The sequence below is a fragment of the Paenibacillus sp. H1-7 genome (assembly GCF_022354825.1).
Taxonomy (GTDB): domain Bacteria; phylum Bacillota; class Bacilli; order Paenibacillales; family NBRC-103111; genus Paenibacillus_S.
On the sequence record NZ_CP031168.1, the window covers coordinates 1940649 to 1966060 of the forward strand.

Consider the following 25412-nt stretch of genomic DNA (forward strand, 5'->3'; position numbering starts at 1 on the left):
TGAGATTATGAGCGAGAACAAGAACAAGCTTACCACCAGCTGGGGCGCTCCTGTAGGCGACAACCAGAATTCCATTACGGCGGGATCGCGAGGCCCTACGCTTATTCAGGATGTGCATTTGCTCGAAAAGCAGGCTCACTTTAACCGGGAGCGCGTTCCCGAGCGCGTCGTGCACGCCAAAGGCGCAGGGGCGCACGGCTACTTCGAGGTGACCAACGATCTGACGAAGTATACGAAGGCCGACTTTTTATCCGAGGTGGGCAAACGGACCCCCGTCTTCATTCGCTTCTCGACGGTAGCGGGAGAGAGCGGCTCCGCCGATACGGTGCGTGACCCGCGCGGGTTTGCCGTTAAATTTTACACGGAGGAAGGAAATTACGATTTGGTCGGCAACAACACGCCGGTGTTCTTCATCCGGGATGCCATCAAGTTTCCGGACTTCATTCATACGCAAAAGCGTCATCCGCAGACGCATCTGAAAAATCCGAACGCCATATGGGATTTCTGGTCGCTGTCGCCGGAATCGCTGCATCAAGTGACGATTCTCATGTCCGATCGCGGCATACCGGCAACGTTCCGGCATATGCACGGCTTCGGCAGCCATACGTTCAAATGGGTCAATTCCGCAGGGGAAGGCGTTTGGGTGAAATACCATTTCAAAACCGAGCAGGGCATTCAAAACCTGGCGCCGGAGCTGGCAGCCCAATTGGCCGGAGAAAACCCGGATTATCATACGGAGGATCTCTTCAATGCGATTGCGGCGGGCGACTTCCCGGCCTGGAAGCTCTGTGTTCAGATCATGCCGCTGGAGGACGCAGATACGTACCGATTCGACCCGTTCGACGTCACCAAGGTATGGTCGCAAAAAGACTATCCGCTGATCGAGGTCGGACGCATGGTGCTCGACCGGAATCCGGAAAATTACTTCGCCGAGGTCGAGCAGGCGACCTTCTCTCCGGGGACGCTGGTGCCGGGCATCGACGTATCTCCGGATAAAATGCTGCAGGGCCGGCTGTTCGCGTATCATGACGCACACCGCTATCGGGTGGGCGCCAATCACCAGTCGCTGCCGATCAATCGCTCCCGCAGCGAAGTGAACAACTATCAGCGCGATGGACAAATGCGCTTCGATAATAACGGCGGCGGCTCCGTCTATTACGAACCTAACAGCTTCGGCGGACCGGCGGAAACGCCGGAGAACAAGCAGGCGGCCTTTGAGGTGTCCGGCAGCGCCGACAGCGTGGCTTATGATCATCATGATCATTACACCCAGCCGGGAGATTTGTACCGTTTATTGAGCGAGGAGGAGCGTGCGCGTCTCGTCCAGACGATCGTCGGCGCCATGGCTCCGGTGGAGCGCGAGGACATCAAGCTAAGGCAAATCGGGCACTTTTTCAAGGCCGATCCGGAATATGGGCGGCGCATTGCGGAAGGACTCGGATTGCAGGTTCCGGAAGAGGAATAAGAGTAGTGAGGCAGCCGCCCTTTCGCGAAGGGGCGGCTGCCTTTCTTTTCGTTCCCTGGGCGGACGTCGTATATTTTTATTCGGCAATTAATAAAATGGAATTATGAAAGCGTTAGCATGGAGGAGGTTTGGCCCAATATCGGAAACGAGGTGATCCATGTGAGAACCCGTCTATTTGCGGAGCAATTGATCAAACAACGATTTCCGCAGCTGCGATACGTAAGAATTCATACGGATGGAAACCATAGAGCCACTATTTATGCCTGGAACGAGGAGCTGCATTTGCCGGATAAGGACATACGGAGCTTGAGGCAGTTCGCAGCCGACTATTTGCACTCGCACACCTGCTTCAAGGTGAAGCCTTACCATTTGGTCCAGGAGGACATGGTACCGCAGGTGAGCCATCTGCCGGAGGAGCTGATGCAAGCGGCCTTGAACCGAGTGCTGGATTTGGAGGGCATTCTCGAAGCTATCAATTCGATATTCTCCTACGGCGAGCTGACCTTTAACCAATATGACATGATAACCGGCGTCATTCACTTTGATTATCATTCCGAGAGCGACGTGCCTCCCAACGAACAGGAGCTGATGTCGCAATATTTGTACGAAATGGTCCCGATCGGCTCAAAGGGCGAAGTGACCTTCATAGAAGGATGATCCGCTAGAATGTGGTGCAGGCGGGATAGCATAATCGGTGCAGTAAAAGAGTATCCGAGCGCAAGCTCGAATACTCTTTTTGTTTCTTGCAACGGGCTCTCGACGCACTTTTTCGCCGGTTGAAGGAGGAAACCATTGCCTCAACCAAGAATACTTGGATAACGGCGCTAGGTAACCATCCTATATCGGGAGATGATCCGAATTATGACTCGAGATGCAGGGAGCATTTATTTTGGCACGATCTTGTTGGAAAGAAACCGCTGGGCTGCGGGAAAAGAGCCTACGTACCTCGTCAGCGACTGGATTTCCAGGCTGAAGCGGGACGGCTTCGACGGGATCGAGCTGTGGGAGAACCACGCCGTCCGCGCGGGCTCAGAGGAGCTGGGCAAGCTGACTGCCTCCGTTCTGCCCATTTCCGTATACAATTCTTACATATCGTTCGACGATGAAGAAGAAGAGGGCAGGGAGCTGGCGGCTCAGCTCATCCGCAAGCTGGGGGCGAAGGCCGTCAAATTCAACTTCGGCAAGGAGCCGGAGAACCTGCCTATGTATATCCGCAACTGGAAACAATGGGCGGAGCGGCTTCCGGGCGATTGCCGCCTCCTGTGCGAATGCCATCCTAACACGGTGATGGAGGAGCCGCAGGCTGCCGCAGCCGCGCTGAAGGCGATGGACCGCTGCGAGGCGATCATTCATCCGTTCCATAGTCTGGGGTCGCCGAGGGACTGGTTTCGCCATCTGGGCTCGGCCATTACGCACGCCCACGTCCAATTCCGGCCTGACGGCAAGACGTTCCAAAGGCTATCCGCCCAGCCGTCCGAAGCGGCGGAGCGATTGGATATGCTGAGGGAGGCGGGCTACAACGGCTCCTACACGCTGGAGTTCGTCGAGGGAACGGGGCAAGGGGAAGAGCAGGAGAAGCTGTATGAGGCTGCGCTTGACGATATGAGGTTTTTGCGGGAATGGCTCGCTGTCATTTCCAAATGATCGGTGCTCGCTTCGTCTATATCCGTTGCATCGGAACGGGTATAGACGAAGCTTTTTTTTCATACGAATGGGATTGCCATGGCAGCGCTATCGCTCCATCTCATTTATCGCTTGCCATAAATTGTCTTCAAGACCGGAAGGTGTGAAAAAAGTTCCCGAGTTTGATGTCGAAAATCGTTTGGGAAGGTAGGATTCGCAACAGGGTGGGGTTATAATGAAAGCAATGACACAGATAGGATGATCTGATAGATGAACTAAAGCCAAAGATCAGGGGAGGCGCCAATGAAGGCATCGCTGCGCGTTCGAATCAGCGTTTTGTTTCTCCTAATTACGAGTATTTCATTAACTTTAGTTGGAGTGAGCAATTATCGGGCGGCCAAGCAGTCCATTTTACAGTCGCTCAAGGATAATGCCAGGGCTAAGGTGCAGACGCAGGCGCAAGACCTTTCGACCTGGATTTCGACCCGGCTTGCTGAAGTGAAGGTCATCAGCCACACCGATTTGCTCCGTTTCGGTACGGATACCGACCGGCTGGAATATTTGAAGAGAGAACGGGACCGGTCCGCCGGAAATTTCACCACGTTCGGTATCAGTGATGCCCAGGGCAGCCTGAAGCAGATTGACGGAACGGCCATGCATATTGCGGATGAGGCGGCGTTTATCGACGTGATGAGGGGAAACGATGTGGTTTCCAATCCGTTTGTGAACATGCAAACCAAGAAGCTGATCATTACGATGCAAGTGCCGATATACGACAAGGATTATCGAATTAAGGAAGTGCTGAGAGCGGATTTGCTGACCGATAAGGTGTTCGGCGGGTTTTCGGATTTTATGGTCGGCCCTTCCGATCTCACTATAATGTTCGAGCGTGACGGAACGATTATTTATCACCCGGATCATACGAAAATATTGCATTCCAATGTGCTGGATCCGGATTCGGATTTTCAGCCCATAGTTCCCGAGCTGGTCAAGAAACGGTACGGCTTCGTTGAAACGAATGTCGGCGGCTTGCCTCATTTGATCTTTTATTCCGAAATCCCGGGCACGAAATGGTATATGGCCGTCTGCGTGTCGCTGAAATCGTTCGAGAAGCCGCTTCAGTCGCTGTTCTGGAAAACGATGGTTACCGTCGCAATAACGGAAATCGTGCTGGGCATCATTATGTTCTTCATCCTGAACAAAGTCGTCTCGCAGATCAGGCAAATTTTGAACGTGACGGAGAACGTCGCCGGCGGTAACCTGAAGGTTAGTCCCGTCCTGTTCAAATCGCAGGATGAGATCGGCGCGCTTGCCCAATCAGTGAACGGAATGGTTGACCATCTTCGCAATGTATTCGAGCGTCTGAATGCCATTATCAATCAAAATGATTACGCTATTATTGTCATTAACACGGATTGCAAAGTGACGTATTTTAACCGTACGGCGGAAAAAATTTTGGGGTATCAGGCCGAAGACATGATCTATAAGGAAGATATGTTTCTTTGGCATGACGAACAGGAAATTGTCGCACGCTCGGAACGCCTGACCGAGGAGCTGGGCATTTACGTGAAGCCCGACATTTCGGTGTTTTTGACCAAGTCGCTCCGCCATGCTCCAGAGGATTACGAATGGACGTACATCCATAAAGACGGCAACCGGTTTCCGGTCAGCCTTAACGTAAGCCCAATGCGCGATCAGCATGGCTATGTGACCGGATATGTCGCCATCGCCCACGATATCCGGCTGTATAAGCAGACAGAGGAGATGCGCAACCGTCTGTTAAGCATTTTGAAGGCGGCCAAGGATTTGATCGCATCCATCGATTCGAACGGGAACATTTTTTATTTAAACCCGGCGGGGATGGAGCTGATCGGCATTACGCGTCTGGATGCGCATACGAAGCCGGTGAGGCAGTACATAGACGACATCTCGTTCGACTTTTTCATCAAAGGGTTGGATACCGTGCGCGAGAAGGGCTATTGGGAGACGGAATCCATGATTCGGACGACCGCGGGCCAGCATATCCCGATGTCGCTCATTATCGTAACGCATAGGGACAAGATGGGAAAAGTCAGCCATTATTCCGTCGTCGCACGGGACATTTCGGAACAAAAGCGGATTCAGTCGGAGCTGCTCCAGGCCAAGCAGGAGGCGGATGAAGCCAATGACGCCAAAAGCTTGTTTCTGGCCCGGATGAGCCACGAAATCCGCACGCCGCTAAACGGCATTATCGGATTCGCGCAATTAATGCTGAGAACGGAAATGAGCGGCACCCAGAAGGAGTACAGCAACAAAATACTCGCTTCGTCGAACACGCTGCTGCGTATCCTGAACGACATACTGGACTTCTCCAAAATCGAGGCAGGCAAGGTGGAGCTGGAGAAGGTGAGCTTCAATATCGACGAAATCATTCGCAACGTGTCGGATATGATGAGCGTGCTGCTGGGGAAGGAATCCATCGATATCATTATCGATACGCCCGAGGATCTCCCTGATGCCCTGATCGGCGATCCGCTTCGGTTGGAGCAGATTCTTCTCAATCTGTGCAGCAATGCGATCAAATTTACCTCGCAAGGGTTCATCATCATACAGCTGACGGTTGTGCATCTCGATAAGAAGGACATCCGGATCGAATTTACCGTCGAGGATTCCGGGGTAGGCATCCATGAGATACACTTGTGCAAGCTGTTCCAGCCGTTTACCCAGGCGGACGGATCGACGAGCAGGAAATACGGGGGGACCGGACTCGGTCTCGTCATTTCCAAAAATCTGATCGAAATGATGGGGGGAACGCTGCTCGTCCGAAGCGAGGAGAGAAAAGGAACGCGATTCTCCTTCACCCTGCCGTTCGAGCTCGCCGTCCATACGACAGGCGCCAAGCTGTCTTTACCGGAGAGCGCCGCCCCGTATCGGATTCTCGTCGTAGAGGATCATAAAGTCATCCGCGCACTGCTCTGCGAGCTGCTCCGTTCCTTCTCGCTGGAGGTTACGGCCGTCGAATCATGGAGCGAAGGCTATGATGAGATGACGAAGGCGCAAGCGGCAAGTCCGTATCATGCCGTCCTGCTCGATATGGAAGCGGAGGATATGTACGGGCATGATACGTGGTTCCAGTTCAAAGATTACGCCGCCTCGGCGGGCGTATTCACCATCGCGATGACGACGGTATACGGCCGGGAGGAAATTGTCGGCATGCAGGCCGACGAACGGCCGGATACGATCATTGTCAAGCCGGTTAACCGGCTGGGGCTGTTCCAGACGATTCGATCGGTTTTGGAACGGGTAAGCCCGGAGGGGGACAAGCCTTCTTCCTCTTCCGCTGCTGCCCCGCCGGTGGAGCAAGCCAGTGCGCTGCGCAAGGGCCGGATTTTGCTCGCGGAGGATAATGAAATCAATCAGCAGGTCGTGGTAGAGCTGCTTCAAGCCGAAGGCTACTCCGTAACGGTCGCCCGCAACGGCAAGGAAGTATTGGAATATGCGAATCTGCTGCATTGGGATCTGGTATTGATGGATATTCAAATGCCGGAATTGGACGGATACGAAGCGACCCGCCGGCTGAGAGCGGACAAACGGCACGATCGGCTGCCGATAGTAGCGTTGACCGCCAATGCGCTGCCGAAGGAGAGAGAGCTATGTTTTTCGCTTGGAATGAATGATATATTGACTAAACCGGTAAATTTCGATGAGATGATCCGGGTGCTGAAGCAATGGGTAGGCAAGCGGGAGCCGTTGCTCTCGGAGCACGACGAGACGATGAGGGGATTTACGCTGCCCGATCTAACCGGCATTCACCTTGAGCGAGTGCTGCAGCGCTTGAACGGGAAGCTTCCGATACTGCTTCATATATTGAATCATTTCGAGCGGGAATACCGCGACTTCACGGGCCGGCTTCAGTCGCAGTTGGCGAGCGGTGATGTGGCGGAAGCCAAACGCGCCGTTCATACATTGAAAGGGGTTGCCGGTAATTTGGCGGCGGACGGATTGTTCGAGGCTGCAGCGGGCATCGAATCGGCGCTTGAAGAAGACGGAGGGCCTGTCGGGCTGCAGGAGGGGCTGCAAGTGCTGGAAGAGGAGCTGTCCTCAATCCTGGCGTCGCTTGATGACTGGAAATGGAATGTCAATAAAATGTAAGAAAAGTTTGAGCAAACCATTTCTTATTTGTTAGATATATTATTATTTATTCCTTGCTTGAAGGTGGTCGCTGATGTACAAAGTATTTATTATTGAGGATGACACCATAATCGGAGATATGCTTTGCATGTACTTGTCTGAGGAAGGCTATGTCGTCAACCGTACGGAGAGCGGGAAAGAAGCCTTGGCCATTCTGGAGGAGTTTGTCCCCGATATCATTCTGCTTGACATTATTCTGCCCGATATTAGCGGTATTCAATTGTGCGGGGAGCTGCGCAAAAAATCGACCGTGCCCATTCTTGTCATCTCCATGAAAACGGAGGTGATGGATCGCGTGAATGCTTTGCATGCCGGAGCGGATGACTACTTGTGCAAGCCGTTCAGCATGCGCGAGCTGTCCGCCAAGGTAGCGGCCATGATCAGGCGGACCTACTACAACCGGCAGATGAGGGAGGAGACGACAGAGGCGGCTTCGCCCAACCGGATTTTTTTAAATTACGAGAAACGGTCTCTCTATGTTAACGGTGCTCAAGTGGAGACGACCTTTTCCGAATTTGAAATTATGAAGCTGTTTATCGGCAATCCGGGCAAAGTATACAGCCGGGAAGAGCTGATTAATGCGGTTCGCGGGTTCGATTCGTTCGTGAACGACCGTGCCATCGATGTGCATATAGGCAACCTGCGCAAAAAGATCGAGGAAGACTCCAAGCAGCCTAAATACATTAAAACGGTATGGGGAGTCGGATATAAATTTATGAATATGTAAACGGCCGTGAGCTAACATTCATCCATAAACTTTTTTGACAATTTTCTCGCATAATAGGATGAGTTGTGGATGATATTGCCATAAAATGTGACTCTTTGTCATTTGTCGAGTACAGCCAGAACGAGTCATTATATAAGTGGAGGTATTAGCGGAGCCATGCTAGAAGTAGTATCACAAGAGAATGAGACGATATATGCTGAGTATGTGAGAAATTCCATCTGCTCTTTTGCCGAGCAGAACCAATTGACTCGCCGCGAGAGCGAAATCGCTATTTTGTTAATGCTGTACGGGTATTCGAATCAGGAATTGGCCGATCATTGCACCATCTCGGTCAAAACGGTCAAAAATCACTTGGATAATATTATGAAGAAGCTTGGTATCCATTCAACAAGAAAGCTGTATTCCATGCTATTGCAAACGTTTTGCCAGGAATGCAGCCTGCCTCTTACGGATGTCAAAAAGTAAGATGAGCGGCGCCTAGACGATATTCGGGAGGGGATGCCATGATCCAAATCGGGCTCAGCACAATAAGGGATGTATCGATTAACGCATCCGTGCTATTGTCATTCATCTTTTTGTTTCATTGGTTGTATCCCTTCATTTCCAACCTTCCTGCACTGCGGGCCCGCTGTATTTGGGGCGGGTTGTTTGGAATCACGGGGTTAACCGTCATGATCATTCCCATCTATGTGACGGACGGGATCTTTATCGATTTCCGCACACTGCTTGTAGCTTTTGCCGGCGCATTCGGGGGAGCCGTTTCCGGAATTATCGCTGCGCTGATTGTCGGAATCTACAGGATCTATGTGGGCGGTGTCGGAGCCTTCAGCGCTTTGGCGGCAATCGGCACGGCGATGCTGCTTGGCATGATGATGAGCCGATACGACCGGAAATTTCACAAGCCCGCAATAGCCTATGCAGGACTGGGTCTGCTCGTGGCGATCGGGAACATCTTGTGGCTTTTTGTTTTGCCTGCAGATACGGCATGGCTTTTGATCCGAGAATATGCGGTGCCGGTCTTGGTTGCTTTTCCGGTGGCCGCGGTCCTTATCCGATATTTTATCGTGAACGAGATACGCAAGCGGGAAACGGAGGACAAGCTGCTGGAGAGCGAGGAGAAATACCGCACGCTGGCAGAGCATTCCAATGATCTGATCTTTAGCTGTAATGAAAAAGGGATCGTATTGTCGTCCAACAAGAAGTTTCAGCAAGATTTGGGCGTTTTGCCGGAGGAGCTTGGCAAGAAGTCCATTGTGGACCTGTTCGGATTTCATGAGGAGCTTTCCTGGTGGAACGGGATGCTGGAAACGGTAAAAAGCGGGCAGCCGGTGACATTCGAAAAGGATCTCGAGCACACTGACGGCAGCGTTAGAATCTATGTCACGACGTTATCCCCGGTTGCCGGAGCCGACGGTCAAGTGAAGTCCATTACCGGAACCTGCTACGATATTACGAAAATCCGTAATACGGAGCGGCATATTATGCAGCTGTCCTTATACGATGATTTGACCGAGCTTCCTAACCGCAAGCTGTTCATGGAGAAGCTGAACCAGGCGATCGGAACTGCCAGGGAGCAGGACAGCATGGTAGCTGTAGTTGTAGTCGATCTGGACAACTTCAAGCTGATCAACGATACGAGGGGCTATGTGTTCGGAGATGAGCTACTGAACCGGGTAGGACTCAAGCTGCAGCGTTTTCTTACGCCCAAGGATACGCTGGCCCGGATAGGAGAGGACGAATTCGTCTTTCTGTTCGAAGGGATCGATCAGCTGCAGCCTCTGCAGATGCGCATTCAGTCGATGTATGACGGGTTTCAATACCCGCAATTGATTCATAATGAGCAGATCCATACGAAGATCAGCATGGGTGTCGCCCTGTATCCGAGCGACGGAGAAACGGCGGAGGAGCTGGCCAAGAACGCCGACACCGCTATGTACAAGGTGAAGGAGCAAGGAAAAAACCATTACCGCTTCTATAACAACGGCATGCGGGAAGCGTTAATCAGAAAAAGCAAGCTCGAAGAAGCGCTTCGCAAGGCGCTGATCCATAATGAACTGATCCTGCAGTATCAGCCTCAGGTGGACGTCCGGACGGAGCAAATTCGCGGGTTCGAAAGCTTGATTCGCTGGGTCCATCCCGAGATGGGCACGATATCGCCCATGGAATTTATTCCGGTAGCGGAGCAGAGCGGCGCTATCATCCCGATAGGCGAATGGGTTATACGGACCGCATGCGAGCGCAATAAGGCGATTCAAAACTACGGCTTTCCCGAATCCGTCATTTCCGTCAACATTTCTACGATCCAGCTGCAGCGGGCGGATTTCGCCCGGATGGTTATCGGCATCTTGCTCGAAACGCAGATGGCTCCCGAATACCTGGAGCTGGAAATTACCGAGAGCGTCATGATGGAGTCGTTCCAGACGGCGATCAGCAATTTGGAGACGCTCCGCGATTACGGAGTGAAGATCGCTTTGGACGATTTCGGTACGGGCTATTCGTCATTGAACTATTTAAGCCGACTGCCGATAGGAACTTTGAAGATCGATAAATCTTTCGTACAGGATATCACCAATGAGTCCGTAGGAGAGTCTCTGGTGGAATCGATTATTGAGCTTGTACATAGAATGGGCATCAAGGTTGTGGCCGAAGGGGTAGAAACCGAGGAGCAGTACGAATGCCTGCGGTCCTGGGGCTGCGAATACATACAAGGCTATTACATATCCAAGCCTCTGTTCGAGCTGGAGATCCGGCAGCTAAGGGCTAAAGCAGGCGCAGTGAATAGCCACAGCGCCGTATAGGTTCGGTGGAAATTCGTTCACGGCACAATTCGGGAGCGGGTATCCGCCGAACTTTTTTTACCACATAGGAAAGTTTAGTTCGGTAAAGCGAAAAAGCGTATCGAAGATCTTTCCTATTGGCGATAAAACCCTACCATTGAACGCGGTCGCTCATCTTTGAAGGGCCTCGATAGAGGTTTTCTCACCGGCTGACAGGGCGCTTCGGCTCCATCCATTGATTTTATAGCAAGAAAGGTTGAAAACATGAGGCATTAAGCAAGAAACGTCCGGAAGCCTGGGGAGGATTCCAGTACAATGAGAAGAGAGACAGACCCGCTTCGAAAGCACATCAATCATGACGAAACCGCTTAGGAGGTATGAAGGATGACAGCATTCGGCTGGTGTATGGGAATTGAACAGGCGAGCGAAATCAAGGAGCACGGATTCGACTATATAGAATGTCCGCTCGCTCCGCTCCTGCAGCTGGAACCGGACGCGTTCAAGAAAGCGTTGCCATTGTATTGGAATAGCCCAATTCCGGTAAGAGCATGGAATATATTGTTTCCGGGAGGTCTTCCGCTGGTAGGGCCTGCTGCAGATGAGCAAAGAATCCGCGATTATTTGGCAAGAGCAGTCGATACGATGGCAAGCGTCGGATCTACTATCGTCGTGTTCGGCAGCGGGAAGGCTCGTACGGTACCGGAAGGATGGGAGAAGAGCCGTGCCGAGGAGCAGCTGCTGAACCTGCTAGGATGGGCCGCAGACGAGTGCAAGGGAACTGGATTGACATTGGTGATTGAGCCGCTGAACCGCAAGGAATCGAATATCATTAACAGCGTCGCCGAAGGCGTTGCGCTTGCACGCTTGGTCAATCGGGACCCGATAAGGGTACTGGCCGACTTTTATCATATGGATGAGGAGCAGGAGCCGTTGGACACGATTGGAGAGCATAAGGATTGGCTCGCTCATATCCACGTGGCTGATACGGGCAGACGGTCTCCCGGAACGGGAAGCTATCCTTATGAAGCTTTCGTTAAGCAGTTGAAGCAGGCCGGGTATTCGGGAGGCGTTTCCGTCGAATGCTCTGTGGCGGAACGAACGCTGGAGCTTCCCGCGTCACTTAGCTTTTTGAGACGGCAGTGGGGTCTCGAGAAAGAGGCAGAGGCAGGGTAAAAAAGAAACCGCACTTGCCCGGATGGCGTGGAACCATTCCGGCAAGGAGCGGTTTCTTTGCAGTTCCGCGAAGGTTAAATAAGGCCGTAAAGCTTGAGAAACAAGGACGATGCAGGGGATCATGATTTGCGGTCTTTAGGATCAAGCTCCAGATCTTTCAAGCGGAAGCGGTTGTCCCAAAGAAATTCCATGTCGTACTCGGTTGAGTCTTTGCTGACAAACCGGTACAAACAGGCACAGAAGCTTCCGACGATACCGGCCAACACGACGGTCCATAGAAAAAGCTCAGCCCAGATAGCAGATGTAGATGCCATCTTCTCATCCCCTCCTCCTCGTTCTTGCTTCATTTTATGAGAGAGGGGAAAGGAAGATGCTTGCTCTAAGACGAGCTATTGCTTCTTATTGGCGGATTGTCCGCTTTCGTATTCTTCCGCATATTCTTCCAGCGATTTCACATAACCGTGCGGACGATGGGTTTGCTTGCGGATTTTGTCCGCATTCTCGCGGCGGTTTTTCTGTTTCGACATGAGCGGCGCCTCCTTTCCGGTCCATTGAGCGAGCGGCGATTGCCGCTTAGGGAGTGACTGCCGTACTCCCCGAGAGGATGCTCCATTCCTATAGTGGCAACCGCGAAGCATTATTATGCTGCAACCTTTTGCCTTTTAACGGCGTCAGGATGAGAAAACAGTACCACGTAAAGGATGAGGACTATGAGGAAAGCATGGGTTGCCGCAGAATGGCTGCTGCTTATTTTTTTCCTGGGCGGCTTACTGCTTGCCATACTGCCTTTCTCCGATATGTTTCATTTTGGCCGCGATATGAAAGACGCACGAAATCAGGGCATCTATTATCCGGGTCCGGGAAGTGCGGAACGGCAAGCCTATTACGGGTCGTCTTTGCAGGTGGACGGCGTTGTTTATGATGGCGGAGAGCTGAGGCTATATATGACAGCGACGCGCCTCGGACCGTCCAACCGCTTGCCTCTTCAGGTAAAGCTGCGAACCGACGGCGGTGCCCTGCTGGAGTCTAGCGCTTCGGGAAGCACCAATACCGCGATACGGTCCCAAGGGTATTATGCATTTAAGGACGTGCCGGAGGGGATTCGTTCGGCAACATTTTTTTATGATTCTTTTGGCGAGAGCTTCCGCTTCGATATTCCGCTGCAGTCGGGAGGGAAGCCTTGAGATGAGAAGGAACAGGCTGAAAAAGAGACCGGCAGTCCGCGGACACTTGATCCGCTGGCTGATAATTGTGCTTGGTCTAGTGCTGTGGGTTCGAATCTATTACCCCGCCAATCCGTGGAGTGCGGAAGGGGCAGCGGAAGAAGCGCTGAGGGGCATCCAGCTGCCGCCCGCTCAAATTGTGGAGACGGTGGATAGCGGAAACGGAAGCTACCTGCTGCTGCTGTTTGACGAGGACAACCGGATGTTCCATCAAATGTATGCTTCACGCATTTTCGGGCTGCTGTGGAGAAACAGGGGCGGGGGCTTCGGAAGTGAGCTCAAGCCTGACGTGCTGCTAAGCTTTAAGTCCGGGATGACGACACTGGATAACCGGCGGCATTATTATTTTGTAGGGCAGCTTCACGATCCCGATGTGTTGGAGCTGAAGATCGTTTGGCATGACGGACTCGAGCAGACCGTTAAGCCTTCAGGGGAGCTGTATGCTGCCTCGCGCTCGTTCCCGGCAAAAGAAGCTAACGGGGACAAAGCTTGGGATAGCAAGCTGTTCGCCTACGACCGTAACGGGAACTTGAAATATGAACTGAATGCCGAACGGACCGAAATCATTGCGAGTCAGGGTCAGGACTCTGTCGGCGCTGTCCGATAACGGAACCCAAACGGATTATAGGGCAAAAAATAAAATGGAACCGTCACTGCCACCCGGCATGCGGTTCCATTTGTGCTTATGTTTTTGTTGAAGTCTTTCTTTCTTCTCCTTCAAGGTCGGTGTGGTTCGCTCTACGGGAACGACACCATTCCAGTTCAGCCGGTTCATCTCGGGGTTAAGCAATCCTTCGCGGACGCGCCGTTCCCGTTCCTTCTTTGCTTTACTTCGTGCCATATCAGGCACCTCCTTATTCTAGTGGTCAGCCTTTTCATATTATACTGCAAAACGGCCAGCCGCGATACTATGACAGTTTTGAAACAAAATGCAGAACCGGTTGTTTTCGACTCTTCGTTTTGTTAACCTAAGTAGAGAAAATCGATGATTATCGTGTCCGGGAGTGAACGAGTTTGTCTTACGATACGTATTACTGGTTAATTATGAGCGTCGCGTTTATTCTAACCCATGTCGTGGGCGTTCTGCTCATGCTAAAAACCCAGAAGCTGCTGCTGTCCTTTCTCGCTTCGCTTGCGGCCAATTTGGCCGTTTTGATCCCCGCCTCCCTGTGGTGGGCCTCTATGTTCGAAGGCTTCGCGCTCGTGTTCGGGCTGTCCGGATACGGCATCGCTTTTGTCAATACGGAGGTTCTGGTGTTTTTTGCGATATTTATTATGAAAAAGAAAAAGCAGATGAGTACGGAACAATCCAGTTAACATCTAGTTGTGGACAAGGAGCCTCAATCCTCGCGATTGCGGGCTTCTTTTTCGTCTGCTTTGGGAAAAAAGGAGAAAGACCCCGCTCCCGGTTCGGGAATGAGGCCTTTCGTATACAAGAGCTGCTATTAGAATGCAGCGGCTGCGTTAGCTGCGTTTTTCACGCCTTCGCTCACGATGGCTTCCGCTTTGTCTGGGAATTGGTTGTGGCCTTCTACTACAACGGTAGTAACGTCTTGAATGCCCATGAAGCCCATGATTGTTTTCACGTAGTTCAAGGACATTTCAAGGCCAGCCATAGGACCTTCGGAATAAACGCCGCCGCGTGCGTTCAGCAATGCGACTTTCTTGTTAGGCTGCAAGCCTTGAGGACCGTTGGCCGTATAAGTGAACGTTTTGCCTGCTTGAACGACGTAGAACAAGTAAGTCAGCAATTGAGCAGGAATGGTGAAGTTCCACAGCGGGAAAGCAAACACTACTTTATCGGCTGCCAAGAATTGATCCAAATATTTATTAACGTTAGCCGCTTTTTGCTCCTCGACGGAAGTCAGCTCGAAGCCTTTGCCTTGCTTGAACAAGCCTGTCAGCGTGTCGACATCATAGTAAGGAAGCTCTTCAGCGAACAAATCCAGCTCAACTACGGAGTCTTGCGGATGGTTTTCCTTGTAAGAAGCCAGGAATGCATCATACAGTTTAACCGTAGCGGATTGATCGGCTGGACGGCCATTTGCTTTGACGAACAGAACAGTAGACATTAAATAATTCCTCCTCATTATTAACAGATCCATAATGTAAGTAAGTCAGTAGTTACGGAAAAAGAAATAAACTTACTTTATGTAAGTATATTAATAAACTTACTTACTTTTGTCAAGCGACTATGCAAAGAAAATGAAGTAAACATTTTATGAATATTTTTATTATGAGGAGCAATGCTAGCAAGGAACGACGTAAGCCACAAGGGAGCAGGTCTTCCGTAAGCATACGAAATCCCGGAAATTGAAGACAAAAAAAGAGCAAGAACGGTTCGTTCTGCTCTTTGATCCTTATTGCAAAACGCGGTTCCTGCCTAGTGCTTAGACTGTTTTTTGGGCGGAGGCGACGCAAGATACAGCTTCTCACGGGCTTCCCAGCGGAAATTGGCGATGAAGAAGCCGACAATGCTGAAAACAACCAGCCGTATATATACCCAAGACGTTGTCACGGTCTGCTGCGAAAACCATTCCGTCGCCGTAAATAAAGCGGTAAGCGACAGTCCCCATGCAACGACGCCAAAATACATAACATATTTGCCTTTTCCCATGCCCCTTGTCTTGCGCCACTTGTTGGCCTGCAATTCGTTCATTAGGTGAATCCCCCCGGATCTTTAACTCGGAACAAGTCCAGGCCGGCGGCGGCCGGTCCCATCCTTCAACCTCAACGCATTCGATACGCCTAGCGCAAATTCCTTCCCGTACGCAAAATGTTCACATTTTATAGATTGCACATTCTAATGCGCTTTCATTCCTTTTCCGGCTTGTCTGAACCTGCTCCCGTCAATTATGATACAATAGTGGAAAAAACAGACAACAAAGGGGTGCATAGAGATGAGCAAAATATTGCTATTTTTTGTATTAACCATGCTCACGGGAAGCCCGATTATCGCCATTATTATTTTATTGATTGTATTTTACGCATTGGAGCGCCGCTTTATCGGCTTAACTCCCAGCTTGTTCAAGCCGTTTCAACGGGCACGAAGATTATCGAAGCTAAGGCAGGAGCTTAGGCTGAATCCCCATCTGACGACAGCGAAGCTGGATACGGCCCGGATCTTGATTGAACGCAAGCAGTTCCGGGAGGCGGCCGGGTTATTGACGGAGATCATGGCGGTCATGGAGGATTCCGCGGAAGTGAGGGCGGAGCTCGGTATATGCAAGCTGAAGCTTGGGGAGGTTCAGGAGGGCGAGCGTCTTCTGCTGGAAGCGCTGGAGATGAATCCGCGAATCAAATACGGCGAGCCGTATTTGCGGCTGGCTGAGGCGTGGGCGGATACGGAGCCGGATAAGGCGATCCGCTACCTGGAAACGTTCGGCACGGTCAATTCTTCGTCGTGCGAAGCGTATTACCGCCTCGGGGAGCTGTACAACCGCTTGGGCAAAAAAGAAGAAGCCCGCAGAGCGTACCGTGAAACGGTCGAGCTGTATCGCGGGCTTCCGAAATATAGGCGGCGGTTCGAACGCCGCTGGGCGCTGCTGGCCAGGCTGAAATAATCAGCCTGACCCGGTTATCCGGCATCGACGCCGGCTAAGACGCGGTCCGGTGCGAATGGTGCCAAATCGCGGTCGGGCGATTGGCCCAGCACCAGCTGCGTCATGAGTTTGCCGGTGCCCGGTGCGAGCAAAATGCCGTTGCGATAGTGGCCTGTGGCGAACAAGAGGCCCGGAGCCTTGGAGGAGCTGCCGATGAACGGCAGCTCGTCCCGCGTCCCAGGTCGGAGTCCCGCCCAGGTGCTCACGAGCTCCGCTTGCTCCAATGCCGGCAGCAGTGCCGCAGCTTTGGCGTGCAGAGCGCCGACGGCTGAGACGAGGCAGCGTTTGTCGAAGCCGGCTTCTTCCTGCGTTGCGCCGACGATCATTGTGCCGTCTTTCTTCGGTACGATGTAGCAGCCTTTCGTAAAGACGGTTTTACGAATAAGCGGAACCGGCGGACGGATGGAAATGCATTGTCCTTTTACCGGGAACATGGGCAGCTTCAGCCCCAGCGGTTCGGTAAGAGCGCTGCTCCACGCTCCCGCGCACAGGATCACGTGGTCGGCGTACAGCTCGCCTTCGGCCGTACGGATCCCGACGACGCGTCCTCCGCGCTCGATCAGGCTGAACACCGGCGTCCATTCGCGAATGTCGCAGCCCAGCTTCCGAAGCGCAGCCTGCAGTGTATGCGCGAGCTGGACCGGTTGGACCTGATGGTCCATTGGAAAATGAAGCCCGCCGCGAATGTGCGACGACAAAGCGGGCTCCAGCTCCCGGAATTCGTCCGCTTCGAGCCATTGCGCATCCTGAATCCACGGCAGCCGGCTGCGCAGCTCGTTCTCGTCCTCCTCGTTCCATGCTATCCGAACGATCCCTTGATCGATATATTGCGGTGATACGCCGCTCAGCTCTTCCAGCTCTTCGGTCCATTTCCGGTACAGCTGCTGGCTGTACCGGCACAGCTCGTAAAAGGCGCCGGGGCGGTGGATTTCGACTTGCGCTCCGAGCATGCCCGCTGCGGCTGCAGACGCTTCCTGCAGGAGAGCGCCTTTCTCCACCAGCGTACACCGGATGCCCGCACGAATGAGATCGGCTGCGATCGCGCTGCCGATAATGCCTCCCCCGACAATAATAGCTGAGGTCTTGCTGTTCATTGCCAACCACTCCTAGGAATATGATGGGAACGATCCAACGCTTGACGAAAGCGGCGGATTTGGGCTGCCGGCTCCGAATGAAGCAGAACCGATGATAGCACGGCAATGCCCGCGCACCCTGAGGATAAAACGTCTTCCACGTTATCCGGTTCGATGCCTCCAATGGCGATTACCGGTACGGGACAGGCTGCGACCACGTCGGCCAGCGCCTGAACGCCTCGCGGCGCCAAGCCGGGCTTCGACCGGGTCTCGAAAATATGCCCGTACAGAACGTAATCGGCTCCATCGTCCGCAGCCTGCACGGCCTCCTCGACCGAGTGTACCGAGCAGCCGATTCGGGTGCCGGCAGGCAGGATAAGACGGCTCTGCTGCACGCTCAGGCTGTTGTAGGCGAGCTGCACTCCGGAAGCCTGTACGGCCAATGCCGCATCCAGCCGGTCGTTGATATAAATGCCGCTCAATGAAAACAGCGGCTGCAGAGCCGCATACCATTGTGCGATTTCTCTTGCGCCGCGCGATTTCTCGCGAATATGCAGCACGTCGATGAGCTCGGTTGGGCATAGCCCGGCGATATCGGCAACCTGCCGCAGCTCCTGCCGCCCGGTCGTCATGACATGCAGTGCGTGCTTTCTCATAGCAGCGCTCCCTCGACGGTTATTTCTCCCATCATAACGCAGCCCTCCCATACCGTCAAAGCGTTTTGGCAAGTTGTCAAAAAAATATCAATAACACGCCAGCCCCCGTGGCTTGACGCTGGGAAAGCGGATAGATACACTTATTGAAGAAAGTCAGGTTTCGGTTCAAAGGGAGGTTTCAACATGAATAGAGTGTACAAGGCGCTGACGATTGCGGGCTCGGACAGCGGCGGCGGAGCGGGAATCCAGGCGGATTTGAAAACGTTCCAAATGCTTGAGGTATACGGCATGTCCGCGATTACGGCGGTGACCGCGCAAAATACGCTGGGCGTGCACGGCATATACGACATCCCGCTTGCGGGGATTGAGCAGCAGCTGGAGGCGGTCATCGGCGATATCGGCGTCGACGCCGCCAAGACGGGCATGCTGTCGCAGCCGGAGGTGATCGAGCTGGTCGCGCATCAGGCGGTCAAGCACGGGCTACGGCAGCTCGTGGTTGATCCGGTCATGATCGCCAAAGGCGGGGCAAGCCTGCTCGCCCAGAGCGCGCAGGAAGCGCTGCGCACGCGTCTGCTGCCGCTAGCGGCCGTCGTGACGCCGAACATTCCCGAGGCGGAGGTCATTACGGGAATGAGCATCTCGACGCTTGGCGAGATGAAAGAAGCCGCTGTCCGGATTGTCGAGCAATTCGGAGCGGGAGCGGCTGTCGTCAAAGGCGGCCACAGCAGCGGGGAGCCGACGGATGTGCTGTACGACGGCAAGGAGTTCCATCTGCTTACGGCGGAGCGTTACGAAACCCGCCATACGCATGGAACCGGCTGCACGTTCTCGGCCGTTATTACGGCGGAGCTGGCGAAAGGCCGCACCCTGCTGGATGCGGTCCATACGGCCAAGCAGTTTATTACGCTCGCGATCCGTCACGAGCTCGGCATCGGCGCTGGCCACGGTCCGACCAATCATTGGGCTTACTGGCGGGAGCAGCAATCGAGCCCGGACAAGCTAAAGGAGCAACGTTAACCTATGAGCTACGAATATTTAATGCAGGCAGTCCTGCTCATTATTCTAATTATCTTTTCCGTACCGGCGATCAGTCTGTGGTCGAAGTGGAGAAGAAAGAAACGGAGATAACCGACGATGTATTATGTCAACCACGAACAAATCGATCTTCGCCTTCGCTTTTTGCCTACACTCTCGGAGGCATGCGGCAAGCTGTCCTCTGGATGGGAGCAGGCGGGTGACGCGGAGCGTCTACTGCTTCATCTAGCCCAGGAGCGAACGCTGCACCTTGCCATCGAAACGGTGACCGACGTCGGCAGCCTGCTGATCGACGCCTTTATGATGCGCGACGCCAGCAGCTACGAGGATATTATCGATATCCTCGCCGGAGAGCGGGTATTCGATGAGCAAGTGGCCTCGGTGCTGCGGCAGCTTGTCGTGCTGCGCAAGCCGCTGGTGCAGGATTTCGCCGCTTATCCCAGAGAAGGATTGCATCCTTTAATAACAATGTTGCCGGGAACCTTACAGGCGTTTGCCGAAGCCGTACCTGCTTTTATCAGCCGGGAAATGGTGTAGGGCGAATCCCTGAAATTGGCTTTGCTAGGCTTTTTGATACATTTTAGTATACTAATTTACTTATTATCGAATTTCGTATACAATGGCAATATCGGAAAGCTTTATCACTCGTGCAAACGGAGCCGCTTTCGATGCTTAAACTCATACTTTCAGGAAGGGCGGTGAGACCGGATGAACCAGGAACAGGATGTATCGACGCGCAAAGTCATACTGACGATGCTGAAGACGAACGGTGCTTTAACCGTGAGTGAAATGGCTAAACAGCTAGGCATTACCGAGATGGCGGTGCGGAGACATTTGAACACGATGGAGCGGGACGGTCTGATCGAGGCGAAGCTGGTGCGTCAGGCTATGGGCCGGCCGACCAATCTTTATTCTCTGACAGAGAATGCCGACGACCTTTTTCCGAAGAAGTATCATCATTTAACGCTGGATTTGTTAAGCGAGCTGGTGGCCGATGCAGGAGCGGAGAAAGTGGATTTGCTGTTCGAGAAACGCAAGGAGCGGCTGATCAGCCGTTACGAGGATCAGATTACGGGCAAACCGCTTCCGGAGCGCGTCAAGACGCTCGCCGAAATCCAAAACTCCAACGGCTATATGGTGGATTGGAACTCGACGGAAGACGGCCAATATGTCATTAATGAGCATAATTGCCCCATTTCCCAGGTGGCGAATCAATATAACCATGCTTGCCAGTGCGAGCTGATGATGTTCGAAACCTTGCTTGGCGCCGACGTGAAGCGCGTGGAGTGCCTCGTTAAGGGCGGCAACAAGTGCTCGTATGTGATACAGGAAAAAAAATAACCCGTCTTGGCGCCGGCTTTTCGGCGTTGAGACGGTTTTTTTGTATTTATAGAATTTACGTATTTTGACGTGTCGTTACACTGTTACATTGTCACATTGCGTCCGAAGAGGAGGTCGAGGGCGACGTGCAGCGGACTCGAGCCGATTCCCTAATCAGGTGTGGCATGCGAGCTCCCGCACTTGCACTGCTCTGCCGCGTCTCGTTGCTGCTGAAAGCGATGCAGAAGGTGACGGCACCCAGGACGAACAGAACGAAGGCTTGGAATGGCCATTGCTGGAACGGCCACTCGCAGACCAAGGTCTGTATCGCAGCGCATAAGAGCATGAGCGAGCCCAGCACGCGGAATAGCGATTGTTTGCTGTAAGCCGCCCATTCGAATAGCGCCCAGGCGTAGAGACCCCCTGCAAGAAGCAGGACAAGACGCCCGCTGGCGAAAGGCTCCAGTCCGGCCGCCTGGATGAGCCGCTTCATTTCCTCTGCCAGCAATACACCTGCCAGCAAGTGACTTACAGCGGCATACAGGATGGCTAACAGACGGTTGTCTTCCGGACGCAGAGAGGTGCAGGAGAACCGGAGGGACAGGGTGAAGCCCGCTGCCGCGAGCAGCGCCTGAGTTACGGCCCCAGGATGGAGAAAGGGAAGGTAGCTGCTGCCCGTTTCATACGCTATAGCGTAGGCAGTGGCGGCGGAAGGGTCCGCCAGGAATCTGTAGATAATCAGGATGAACCATATGGCAACGGCCGCTGTCTTGATGGAATCACGGGAGAATTGAATACCGTAACGAATAAGCGCCAGTGCGATCAGACAACATGTGATCATGTACCATGCGGATTCCGTGGGCATCATAGCTTGAGAAACAGCGGATGCGGAATCCAGGTGCCATCCCGCCCACTTGAATTCATAAAGATTGGATAAGTCGTGCATATGCTTCTCGTATTTATACATCGTGAGAATGGAGCCTATAACAAGGAATGCTCCCAACAGCTGAAGCCACGCTTTTCTCAACAACCTATCGATCATTACGTCATCTCACCTCCGTGAACGAACAGAAGAAGGGTTGAGATGATTGTAAGCGGTTGTCACGGTATCCGGTAAGTACTATCTTTTTCTAGTACCTTTGCAGCCGGCTCCCATCCGCGCTCGTTTCTTTTTAGCGTTATCCTTATGGATATCTGAAGGATTAGGCATCTTGCGGCTTGAACACAAATACATTGTAAGTATAAACCTTGAGCGAAAAGAGGTGATTGCGTTGTCTTATTACCCGCAATACCCGCATACTCCCCAGTCCTCGACGTACCAAGACGCACCCAACCCTCAGAATAGACTCGAAGTTATCGGGGAAGGGTCCGTTGCCGCTGCTCCAGATCAGGCTTCGATTACGCTGGGGGCGATTACAGAGGACGTTAGTCTCCAAACAGCCCAGACCCAAAATGCGGCTATGGTAACGAACATCATTTCATCCTTGCTGAACCTGAACATACCTAAGCAAAATATACAAACCGTTACTTACCGCATCGATATCGAGTACAACTATGCGGACGGAATCCAGACGCTGAGAGGGTATAAGGTAACTCATTTGCTCCAGGTTACGGTAGACCGGACCGAGCAAACCGGCACGATCGTCGATACCGCCGTGAAAAATGGCGCCAATACGGTCTCCAGCATCCAGTTCAGCGTGAAGCACCCGAATGCCTATTACAATCAGGCGTTGACTTCGGCCATTCACAATGCGCAGCAAAAGGCGCTTACGATGGCTAATGCTTTGGGCGTGACGCTCGTAAGGACGCCGGTTCAAGTGCAGGAGCTGTCTCGGCAGCAGGAGCCGACGCCGTTCCAGCCTGTCATGTTTTCCGCCGTAAGCGCGCCGGCTACTCCTATTCAGCCAGGGGAGCTGAGCATATCGGCTGCGGTTAAGGTGCAGTTTACTTATTATTAATATTGAATCGCTTATCAATGTAAAAAAGACCAAGTGTTCTCAGCACTTGGTCTTGAGCTTGTTATGAATCCAATGCTACGACAATCGTTAGGCGGGCGCCAACGCACCTCAGGGAGATACTCCACTTTCCGTATTTAGCATTATCGGGTAAAATTCCACTATACTTTGACATGCTGCTTAACGACCGCATCCGCAGACAGCTCCAGACTTTCTTTGTATTCGACCGTTTCGATTTGGCAGCCGGGACCGATTACGACACGAGCGCCCCGAACCACTCTCGCCTTCGTATACTCCAAATGGATCGTATCGCCTTCGATGGTATCCGCAGTCAAATAATGATCCCGGGCTGTAGCGAAATGAAACAGCTTGTGGAGCTGATAGCCGATACCGGAACGCTGAACCTTGATGGTTCCGCCGCCGATCTCACGAGCATGGCAGGGGCCGTAAGGAACGATCTCGATCAAACCGGCGTTAAGCAGACCGCCGATCGTAAAGCCGCCGTTCACCTTGAACGTCTCGGCCTCGCAATCCTTTTGCACGGAAGCTTCTCCTCCGATGGACAAGGTGTCCCCGGTCAGCGAGCCGCCGACTTTAACGCTGCCGAACAGCTTGAGCCGTTGAACGGACAAATCGCCCCCGATGTCGGACTCGCCGTAAATTCGCGCATCCGCGGCATCGACACTGCCTACGATAATGGAATTGCCCATGATTTTAAAAAAGCTCGTCTTCACATCGCCTTCCACATGGCTAGTGCCGTATATTTTAAACTCCGTGCAATCCAGATGGCCGTAAATCGTGCATTCCCCGGAAACCTTGACCTCCTGATACGTTCCGCCCGATGCGCTTCCCGATCCGGAGAGCACCAGCTTCCGCCGCAATACTTCTGCCATGGTTGATCCTCCTTAACCCATCTTCATTTTCAGCTCTTCTATGCAAGCGGCAATATTCAACCGGGTAACGACTTTGACTCCGGACTCGAAGAATACGTCGCCTGGCGCTGAAGACAATAAGAACGTTGACACGCCCATTTTGCGGATAAAAATAAGCTGGCCGCCGCCGTTTTGCAATTGGCTGTAATGATCGTTCAATACTTGAACCAGCATGGTCCCTTCATCTAGGCTCATTTCGCCCGTCTGGAGCAGCTTCTCGAGAATGTGCATATGCAATATGCGGTCGAATGGAAAAATATCCGAATCGCCCGTACGCTGGATATAAAAATCAAGCGACATCTTCGAAACAATGTTACGATCTATTAGCTCTTGTTTCCATAATGAAATTTCCGTAGGGTGAGGCGACAATAAATCCGCCAGCTCATCCAGAGAAAGATCGTCTTTCATATGTTTAATTTTATCGATCCGGGCCAATATTTTATGTTTGGGAAAAAACGTTTCTTGTCCTGTAAACGTAGATTTGCGGATGAACCAATCTTCCGGTATTAAATTTTTCCGCTTCCATCGGTACAGCTGGCCATAGGACAGGCCTGTCAGCTCCAGCAGCTCTTTCTTGGAGATGATATCTTGCTCCATCCGGTAGCACCCCCTTGCAAAATCAGTGTAACATAACATTGTTACGTTGTAAATACGCAGCTGCCCAACTTACTTGTGTTATCTGACGGCCACACACACATGGTTAGCATGATCGGTTCGTAGGAGCCGTTGGTTTTATCGCCAAACAGAATTTCACCCGATGACCTCGGATCTTATAAATTCTATTACAGAAAAAAACAAGCCCCGCCGCTTCAGACAAAAAGCTTCTGGAGGGCAGGGCGCTTTTGGTCGCGGCGGTGAAGAATGGCCGCTTATTTCGCTTGCGCGTTAGCAATCAGACGGGCCGCCTTATCGCGGATCCAATCCCAGTTGCCGTTCGCAATTTCCTTCAAATTGACGAGAGAGCCGCCGATCCCTACAGCATAGCAGCCGATCTGCAGGAATTGGGCGATGTTCTCTTCATTGACGCCGCCGACGGCAACCATCGGAATGTGGCTGAGCGGCCCTTGAAGCTCCTTCAAATAGGAGATGCCTAGACTTGCTCCCGGGAATATTTTGACTGCGGTAGCCCCGGCCTTCCAAGCTTTTACAACCTCAGTCGGCGTCATGGCGCCAGGGAACACCGGCGTGCCTTGCGCTGCCGCGTACCGGATGACTTCCTCTTCCATGTTCGGAGTTACGAGATAGGAAGCCCCGGCATCAATGGCAAGCTTCGCATCCTCGAGATCGAGCACCGTCCCGGCTCCTATGTACATTTGCTCGCCGAACTGCTCCTGCAGGCGGGCAATCATCTTCGCCGCGCCGGGTGTATTCAGCGTCACTTCCATCACTCGGACACCGCCGTCCAGCAGCGCTTGAGCAACACCTTCGATATGCTGCTCCTCCACGCCTCGGACGATGGCGATAATCCGAGTTTGTTCTATAAGCTGCAGTCCTTGTTCCCGATTCATCGTACGTTCCACCTCATCCTTAAGTATATGAGTCTATTATGCCACGGTTTTTATGCTTTTCATAGAATAGAAACGTTCATCTGAAGCATAAAGCGCTTCTAGAGTCTGCTTACGGCTGCCGTTTGCTTAAAATGAACCTCACAGGTTATCTTAAATAGTAAAGAACACCATGG

27 protein-coding genes are annotated in these 25412 nt (G+C 52.6%); 16 read left to right on the plus strand and 11 right to left on the minus strand.

What is annotated here, in order from left to right:
* The first annotated feature begins 7 nt into the window (after positions 1-7).
* The 8 genes from katA (at position 8) to DVH26_RS08875 (ending at position 11935) form a co-directional block, all read left to right on the plus strand.
* Positions 8-1465, plus strand: coding sequence for a catalase KatA (katA, locus tag DVH26_RS08840; RefSeq protein WP_239633315.1), 1458 nt, complete (start codon positions 8-10; stop codon positions 1463-1465).
* Between the two features lie 159 nt (positions 1466-1624).
* The gene (locus tag DVH26_RS08845) at positions 1625-2122 is read left to right on the plus strand and encodes a hypothetical protein (RefSeq protein WP_239633317.1); all 498 of its coding nucleotides are present in this window, start codon (positions 1625-1627) and stop codon (positions 2120-2122) included.
* Between the two features lie 204 nt (positions 2123-2326).
* Complete coding sequence (locus DVH26_RS08850; RefSeq protein ID WP_239633319.1) at positions 2327-3109, plus strand: sugar phosphate isomerase/epimerase family protein; 783 nt, start codon at positions 2327-2329, stop codon at positions 3107-3109.
* A 282-nt stretch (positions 3110-3391) separates the two neighbouring features.
* Positions 3392-7219, plus strand: a complete 3828-nt coding sequence (locus tag DVH26_RS08855) for a response regulator (RefSeq protein ID WP_239633321.1) — start codon at positions 3392-3394, stop codon at positions 7217-7219.
* Between the two features lie 73 nt (positions 7220-7292).
* Positions 7293-7985 carry a response regulator transcription factor gene (locus DVH26_RS08860; protein WP_239633323.1) on the plus strand — a complete coding sequence of 231 codons (693 nt, stop codon included), beginning with the start codon at positions 7293-7295 and terminating at the stop codon, positions 7983-7985.
* A gap of 156 nt (positions 7986-8141) precedes the next feature.
* Entirely contained in the window at positions 8142-8450 is a 309-nt protein-coding gene (locus tag DVH26_RS08865) for a helix-turn-helix transcriptional regulator (protein WP_239633325.1), read from the plus strand.
* A gap of 38 nt (positions 8451-8488) precedes the next feature.
* The gene (locus tag DVH26_RS08870) at positions 8489-10783 is read left to right on the plus strand and encodes a putative bifunctional diguanylate cyclase/phosphodiesterase (RefSeq protein ID WP_239633327.1); all 2295 of its coding nucleotides are present in this window, start codon (positions 8489-8491) and stop codon (positions 10781-10783) included.
* A gap of 363 nt (positions 10784-11146) precedes the next feature.
* The gene (locus tag DVH26_RS08875) at positions 11147-11935 is read left to right on the plus strand and encodes a sugar phosphate isomerase/epimerase family protein (RefSeq protein WP_239633329.1); all 789 of its coding nucleotides are present in this window, start codon (positions 11147-11149) and stop codon (positions 11933-11935) included.
* Positions 11936-12054: 119 nt separating this feature from the next.
* Here DVH26_RS08875 and DVH26_RS08880 read toward each other — a convergent pair whose 3' ends face one another.
* Together DVH26_RS08880 and DVH26_RS08885 are read right to left on the minus strand one after the other, a co-directional pair.
* The gene (locus tag DVH26_RS08880) at positions 12055-12249 is read right to left on the minus strand and encodes a hypothetical protein (protein ID WP_239633332.1); all 195 of its coding nucleotides are present in this window, start codon (positions 12247-12249) and stop codon (positions 12055-12057) included.
* Between the two features lie 75 nt (positions 12250-12324).
* Positions 12325-12462: a DUF6254 family protein gene (locus DVH26_RS08885; protein WP_239633334.1), complete on the minus strand. Its 138-nt coding sequence runs from the start codon at positions 12460-12462 to the stop codon at positions 12325-12327.
* A gap of 183 nt (positions 12463-12645) precedes the next feature.
* On the opposite strand from DVH26_RS08885, the gene DVH26_RS08890 reads away from it, so the two are divergent.
* Entirely contained in the window at positions 12646-13119 is a 474-nt protein-coding gene (locus tag DVH26_RS08890; protein WP_239633336.1) for a hypothetical protein, read from the plus strand.
* Position 13120: 1 nt separating this feature from the next.
* A complete protein-coding gene (locus DVH26_RS08895) occupies positions 13121-13765 on the plus strand; it encodes a hypothetical protein (protein WP_239633338.1) in 645 nt (214 codons plus the stop codon).
* A gap of 15 nt (positions 13766-13780) precedes the next feature.
* Here the strand turns inward: DVH26_RS08895 and DVH26_RS08900 are convergent, their stop codons facing one another.
* On the minus strand, positions 13781-13999 hold the full coding sequence (locus DVH26_RS08900; protein WP_239633340.1) for a hypothetical protein: 219 nt from the start codon (positions 13997-13999) through the stop codon (positions 13781-13783).
* A 173-nt stretch (positions 14000-14172) separates the two neighbouring features.
* Here DVH26_RS08900 and DVH26_RS08905 point away from each other — a divergent pair, with 173 nt between their 5' ends.
* A complete protein-coding gene (locus tag DVH26_RS08905; RefSeq protein WP_239633342.1) occupies positions 14173-14475 on the plus strand; it encodes a hypothetical protein in 303 nt (100 codons plus the stop codon).
* A gap of 128 nt (positions 14476-14603) precedes the next feature.
* Here DVH26_RS08905 and DVH26_RS08910 read toward each other — a convergent pair whose 3' ends face one another.
* Together DVH26_RS08910 and DVH26_RS08915 are read right to left on the minus strand one after the other, a co-directional pair.
* Positions 14604-15230, minus strand: coding sequence for an FMN-dependent NADH-azoreductase (locus DVH26_RS08910; protein ID WP_239633344.1), 627 nt, complete (start codon positions 15228-15230; stop codon positions 14604-14606).
* A 311-nt stretch (positions 15231-15541) separates the two neighbouring features.
* The gene (locus DVH26_RS08915) at positions 15542-15817 is read right to left on the minus strand and encodes a hypothetical protein (RefSeq protein ID WP_239633346.1); all 276 of its coding nucleotides are present in this window, start codon (positions 15815-15817) and stop codon (positions 15542-15544) included.
* A 241-nt stretch (positions 15818-16058) separates the two neighbouring features.
* On the opposite strand from DVH26_RS08915, the gene DVH26_RS08920 reads away from it, so the two are divergent.
* The gene (locus DVH26_RS08920) at positions 16059-16721 is read left to right on the plus strand and encodes a tetratricopeptide repeat protein (RefSeq protein ID WP_239633347.1); all 663 of its coding nucleotides are present in this window, start codon (positions 16059-16061) and stop codon (positions 16719-16721) included.
* Positions 16722-16735: 14 nt separating this feature from the next.
* On the opposite strand, the gene thiO is transcribed toward DVH26_RS08920, so the two are convergent.
* The gene (gene thiO, locus DVH26_RS08925) at positions 16736-17854 is read right to left on the minus strand and encodes a glycine oxidase ThiO (protein ID WP_239633348.1); all 1119 of its coding nucleotides are present in this window, start codon (positions 17852-17854) and stop codon (positions 16736-16738) included.
* Positions 17851-18489: a thiamine phosphate synthase gene (locus DVH26_RS08930; RefSeq protein WP_239633349.1), complete on the minus strand. Its 639-nt coding sequence runs from the start codon at positions 18487-18489 to the stop codon at positions 17851-17853. The genes thiO and DVH26_RS08930 overlap by 4 nt, the downstream gene beginning before the upstream one ends.
* Positions 18490-18672: 183 nt before the next feature.
* On the opposite strand from DVH26_RS08930, the gene thiD reads away from it, so the two are divergent.
* From thiD to DVH26_RS08945, 3 genes are all read left to right on the plus strand, one after another.
* Positions 18673-19506 (plus strand): bifunctional hydroxymethylpyrimidine kinase/phosphomethylpyrimidine kinase, encoded by an 834-nt coding sequence (thiD, locus tag DVH26_RS08935; protein ID WP_239633350.1) that lies wholly within the window; start codon positions 18673-18675, stop codon positions 19504-19506.
* Between the two features lie 117 nt (positions 19507-19623).
* Complete coding sequence (locus DVH26_RS08940) at positions 19624-20061, plus strand: DUF86 domain-containing protein (protein ID WP_239633351.1); 438 nt, start codon at positions 19624-19626, stop codon at positions 20059-20061.
* A gap of 171 nt (positions 20062-20232) precedes the next feature.
* Positions 20233-20865: a helix-turn-helix transcriptional regulator gene (locus tag DVH26_RS08945; RefSeq protein WP_239633352.1), complete on the plus strand. Its 633-nt coding sequence runs from the start codon at positions 20233-20235 to the stop codon at positions 20863-20865.
* 91 nt (positions 20866-20956) lie between these two features.
* On the opposite strand, the gene DVH26_RS08950 is transcribed toward DVH26_RS08945, so the two are convergent.
* Positions 20957-21886 (minus strand): hypothetical protein, encoded by a 930-nt coding sequence (locus DVH26_RS08950; RefSeq protein WP_239633353.1) that lies wholly within the window; start codon positions 21884-21886, stop codon positions 20957-20959.
* 229 nt (positions 21887-22115) lie between these two features.
* On the opposite strand from DVH26_RS08950, the gene DVH26_RS08955 reads away from it, so the two are divergent.
* Entirely contained in the window at positions 22116-22802 is a 687-nt protein-coding gene (locus DVH26_RS08955) for an SIMPL domain-containing protein (RefSeq protein ID WP_239633354.1), read from the plus strand.
* A 158-nt stretch (positions 22803-22960) separates the two neighbouring features.
* Here DVH26_RS08955 and DVH26_RS08960 read toward each other — a convergent pair whose 3' ends face one another.
* The 3 genes from DVH26_RS08960 to DVH26_RS08970 form a co-directional block, all read right to left on the minus strand.
* Positions 22961-23692, minus strand: a complete 732-nt coding sequence (locus tag DVH26_RS08960) for a bactofilin family protein (RefSeq protein WP_239633355.1) — start codon at positions 23690-23692, stop codon at positions 22961-22963.
* A gap of 12 nt (positions 23693-23704) precedes the next feature.
* Complete coding sequence (locus DVH26_RS08965; protein ID WP_239633356.1) at positions 23705-24328, minus strand: YhbD family protein; 624 nt, start codon at positions 24326-24328, stop codon at positions 23705-23707.
* A 272-nt stretch (positions 24329-24600) separates the two neighbouring features.
* The gene (locus DVH26_RS08970) at positions 24601-25239 is read right to left on the minus strand and encodes a bifunctional 4-hydroxy-2-oxoglutarate aldolase/2-dehydro-3-deoxy-phosphogluconate aldolase (RefSeq protein WP_239633357.1); all 639 of its coding nucleotides are present in this window, start codon (positions 25237-25239) and stop codon (positions 24601-24603) included.
* Positions 25240-25412 lie beyond the last annotated feature (173 nt).

Bases quoted from the DNA above. Each gene is read 5' to 3' on its own strand.
- katA (WP_239633315.1), top strand. From the start codon at position 8: ATGAGCGAGAACAAGAACAAGCTTACCACCAGCTGGGGCGCTCCTGTA.
- DVH26_RS08850 (WP_239633319.1), top strand. From the start codon at position 2,327: ATGACTCGAGATGCAGGGAGCATTTATTTTGGCACGATCTTGTTGGAA.
- DVH26_RS08855 (WP_239633321.1), top strand. From the start codon at position 3,392: ATGAAGGCATCGCTGCGCGTTCGAATCAGCGTTTTGTTTCTCCTAATT.
- DVH26_RS08860 (WP_239633323.1), top strand. From the start codon at position 7,293: ATGTACAAAGTATTTATTATTGAGGATGACACCATAATCGGAGATATG.
- DVH26_RS08865 (WP_239633325.1), top strand. From the start codon at position 8,142: ATGCTAGAAGTAGTATCACAAGAGAATGAGACGATATATGCTGAGTAT.
- DVH26_RS08870 (WP_239633327.1), top strand. From the start codon at position 8,489: ATGATCCAAATCGGGCTCAGCACAATAAGGGATGTATCGATTAACGCA.
- DVH26_RS08875 (WP_239633329.1), top strand. From the start codon at position 11,147: ATGACAGCATTCGGCTGGTGTATGGGAATTGAACAGGCGAGCGAAATC.
- DVH26_RS08880 (WP_239633332.1), bottom strand. From the start codon at position 12,249: ATGGCATCTACATCTGCTATCTGGGCTGAGCTTTTTCTATGGACCGTC.
- DVH26_RS08885 (WP_239633334.1), bottom strand. From the start codon at position 12,462: ATGTCGAAACAGAAAAACCGCCGCGAGAATGCGGACAAAATCCGCAAG.
- DVH26_RS08890 (WP_239633336.1), top strand. From the start codon at position 12,646: ATGAGGAAAGCATGGGTTGCCGCAGAATGGCTGCTGCTTATTTTTTTC.
- DVH26_RS08895 (WP_239633338.1), top strand. From the start codon at position 13,121: ATGAGAAGGAACAGGCTGAAAAAGAGACCGGCAGTCCGCGGACACTTG.
- DVH26_RS08900 (WP_239633340.1), bottom strand. From the start codon at position 13,999: ATGGCACGAAGTAAAGCAAAGAAGGAACGGGAACGGCGCGTCCGCGAA.
- DVH26_RS08910 (WP_239633344.1), bottom strand. From the start codon at position 15,230: ATGTCTACTGTTCTGTTCGTCAAAGCAAATGGCCGTCCAGCCGATCAA.
- DVH26_RS08915 (WP_239633346.1), bottom strand. From the start codon at position 15,817: ATGAACGAATTGCAGGCCAACAAGTGGCGCAAGACAAGGGGCATGGGA.
- DVH26_RS08920 (WP_239633347.1), top strand. From the start codon at position 16,059: ATGAGCAAAATATTGCTATTTTTTGTATTAACCATGCTCACGGGAAGC.
- thiO (WP_239633348.1), bottom strand. From the start codon at position 17,854: ATGAACAGCAAGACCTCAGCTATTATTGTCGGGGGAGGCATTATCGGC.
- DVH26_RS08930 (WP_239633349.1), bottom strand. From the start codon at position 18,489: ATGAGAAAGCACGCACTGCATGTCATGACGACCGGGCGGCAGGAGCTG.
- thiD (WP_239633350.1), top strand. From the start codon at position 18,673: ATGAATAGAGTGTACAAGGCGCTGACGATTGCGGGCTCGGACAGCGGC.
- DVH26_RS08940 (WP_239633351.1), top strand. From the start codon at position 19,624: ATGTATTATGTCAACCACGAACAAATCGATCTTCGCCTTCGCTTTTTG.
- DVH26_RS08945 (WP_239633352.1), top strand. From the start codon at position 20,233: ATGAACCAGGAACAGGATGTATCGACGCGCAAAGTCATACTGACGATG.
- DVH26_RS08950 (WP_239633353.1), bottom strand. From the start codon at position 21,886: ATGATCGATAGGTTGTTGAGAAAAGCGTGGCTTCAGCTGTTGGGAGCA.
- DVH26_RS08960 (WP_239633355.1), bottom strand. From the start codon at position 23,692: ATGGCAGAAGTATTGCGGCGGAAGCTGGTGCTCTCCGGATCGGGAAGC.
- DVH26_RS08965 (WP_239633356.1), bottom strand. From the start codon at position 24,328: ATGGAGCAAGATATCATCTCCAAGAAAGAGCTGCTGGAGCTGACAGGC.
- DVH26_RS08970 (WP_239633357.1), bottom strand. From the start codon at position 25,239: ATGAATCGGGAACAAGGACTGCAGCTTATAGAACAAACTCGGATTATC.